Genomic DNA, 2,578 nt, shown 5'->3' with positions numbered 1-2,578 from the left:
CGTCAGCGCCGCCGCCGGCGCGCTGTTTCCCGAGCTTGCCGAATCCTATCCGGCAGCCGCGGACGCCAGGGAGCGCGTCGAGCTCCTGCTCGACCACTGCCGGGCGCGCATCGATCCGCGGCCCGACGGCTACAACCCGCACGATCTGCACGAAAGCGCCATCAACCTGTTGAGCGTCGGCATCAAGGTCGGCACCGACGCCTACAAGTCCGACACCGGGGCGCGGCTGTTCATGAAGAAGAGCGCCGATCTGCAGCGGCTCCTGCAGCAGGTCCCGGGCCTGAAGCCGGCGCCCTATGTCAAGGCGCTGGCGGCAACGCTGCACCAGGGCCGCTTCGACGTCGACGCCAGCCTGGCGGATCTGAAGGACAATCCGACACTGGCGGCCTCGGTCATGGAGGCCTCGATCAAGCTTGCCGCCGCGAACGGCATCCTGCCCAGCCCCTTGGACGTCGCGGAAGCCGACGACCCCGCCGCCACGATCACGCTGAGCCGCGAGCAGGCCCTGGAGCACGCCAGGCGCGCAGCCCAGCGCGCCGCGGCGGAGGAAGGCGCCATCACCGCGACCGCGCAGGCGGTCGCCGCGCTTTTGCGGCAGGCCGGCATCGAGGTGACCATGCCGCATCTCGAGCAGCGCCTGCGCGGGCGCGATTCGATGGCCGACGGGCTCACCGGCCAGAGCGTGAGCGCCGCGCCCGAGGCCCAGCTGCTCACCAATGCGGTGCGCCATGTCTTCGAGATCCCGGACGCGGCCCTGACGCGCGCCTTCAAGACGGCCGTGCTGGCCTTCGAGGAGCGCGGCTGCAGCGAGGTCGAGACCACCAACTGGTTCAGGATGCGCACGCCGAGCTTCCTCGCCATCCGCACCGTGTTCAGCACCCCGCAGGGCTATCGCTTCGAGGTCGAGTTCCATACGCCGGCCAGCTACCGGGCCAAGCTCGCCAACCACGACCTCTACAAGCAGATCGGCTGGCTGCGGCGCCATCCCGGGCCGGACGCCGAGCAAAAGGCCGACGAGCTCGTGCAGCGCGTGCGGGACAGATGCCTCGAGGTCGCCATTCCCCCCGACGCCTCCAGCATCCCCCACTGGGGCTCGGCGGGCCACAGCCGGTCGCGGACGGCTGGGGCCTCCAGGTTGGCCACCGCCGACCGGGCAAGCCAGCCCGCTGCCCCTCGCTCGCCGCAGGCCGGCGCGATCATAGCCGCCCTCGGCATGCGCCCGGTGGTGCTGGTCGGCATGCCGAGCAGCGGCAAGTCGACCATCGGCCGCGAGCTTGCCGGCAAGCTGGGGGTGAAGTTTGTCGACACCGACAAGGAAATCGTGCGCGAGCACGGCAATCTGAGCGATCTGTTCGCGCGCCAGGGCGAGGCCCACTTCAGACAGCTGGAGGCCGAAGAGCTCGCCAAGCAGCTGGAGAAGGGGCCGATCGTCATCGCAACCGGCGGCGGCGGCTTCATCGAGCCCAACAATCGAGCCCTGATCGGCGAGAAGGCGGTGTCGGTCTGGCTCGACACCAACCCGCAAGTGATCCGCAGGCGCCTCAGGAACGACACCAGCCGGCCGCTGCTGCAAGGCCCCGACGGCGAGCAGAAGCTAAGCCGCATGTTCGACGAGCGCCGGCCGCTCTACCAACAGGCCGATATCACCGTGGTCCCGCCCTCCGCAAAGGACAAGGAGAACGCCGAGCCTTGCGTGAAGGCGCTCCACGCCTACCTGTGCGGCGGCGAGGACGCAGCCGCACAGACCCTTGCCAACGAGACCCCTGCTAACGAGACACATGCCAACGAGACACAGGCCAACGAGACACAGGCCAACGAGGCGCCTGCTCCTGAGACGCCTGCCGCTGCCGAGACGCCCGCCGCTGCCGGGACATCAGCCATCTCCGACGCTCCCGGCATCGCAGTCGACGTGCCACCTGGCGTTCGGCCGACCGAGCGCCAGGCAGCCGGGCTTCCCCCGGTAGCCGCTGCAGCGCATCGGCTGGCGCTTGGCGCCACCCAATGGCTCCTGGACGACCATATCACGGCCGATTACGCGCTGCTTGGCGAGGCCTTGCACGGGGCCAGTCCCGACATCGCCGCCCGGATCCGATTGGTCGAGCCTTCGGTGACCCATCTGTTGCGCATGACCGAAGACGAGGCCGAAGCGGCCGCCATCTTCCACGGCATCGCCGGCGGCGGGGGCAATTTGGCGGACGCCAGGACCGACTTCGTGTTCCTTCCCCTCAACAATGCCGCGCTTGGCGAGCAGGGCACCCACTGGTCGCTGCTGTTTGTCGATCTGCGCGGCTCCCAGCCGCTCGCCTCTCATTACGACTCCTCCGGCGGCCAAAACAGCGCGCTGGCACAAGAGCTCGCCGCAAAGCTGGGCGCCCGCTTGAAGCCGGTGCTGATGGCCCAGCAGGACAACAACTATGATTGCGGCGTCTTCGTCCTCGACGCCACCCGGGCGCTGACTTCACGCCTGGCTGAAGCCGAACCGCCCACCGGCCGGCCGCTCCACCTCGACACCCTCGTCGCCGACCGCCAGGCCTTGCTGGACCGCCTCAGGCCGCTTATCGGCTCCGGTCCATGAAGC

General features: G+C 69.3%; 1 protein-coding gene. It reads left to right on the top strand.

Annotated features, from left to right (window positions below; all coding sequences use genetic code 11):
• Positions 1-2,575: shikimate kinase (locus tag RFM41_RS33905; RefSeq protein ID WP_320319353.1), on the top strand; the 2,575-nt coding region annotated here is incomplete at its 5' end.
• Positions 2,576-2,578: the final 3 nt, after the last annotated feature.

This window comes from Mesorhizobium vachelliae, assembly GCF_033977325.1.
In the GTDB taxonomy this organism is placed as follows: Bacteria; Pseudomonadota; Alphaproteobacteria; order Rhizobiales; family Rhizobiaceae; genus Mesorhizobium; species Mesorhizobium vachelliae.
This window is presented reverse-complemented; position numbering and strand designations above follow the sequence as displayed.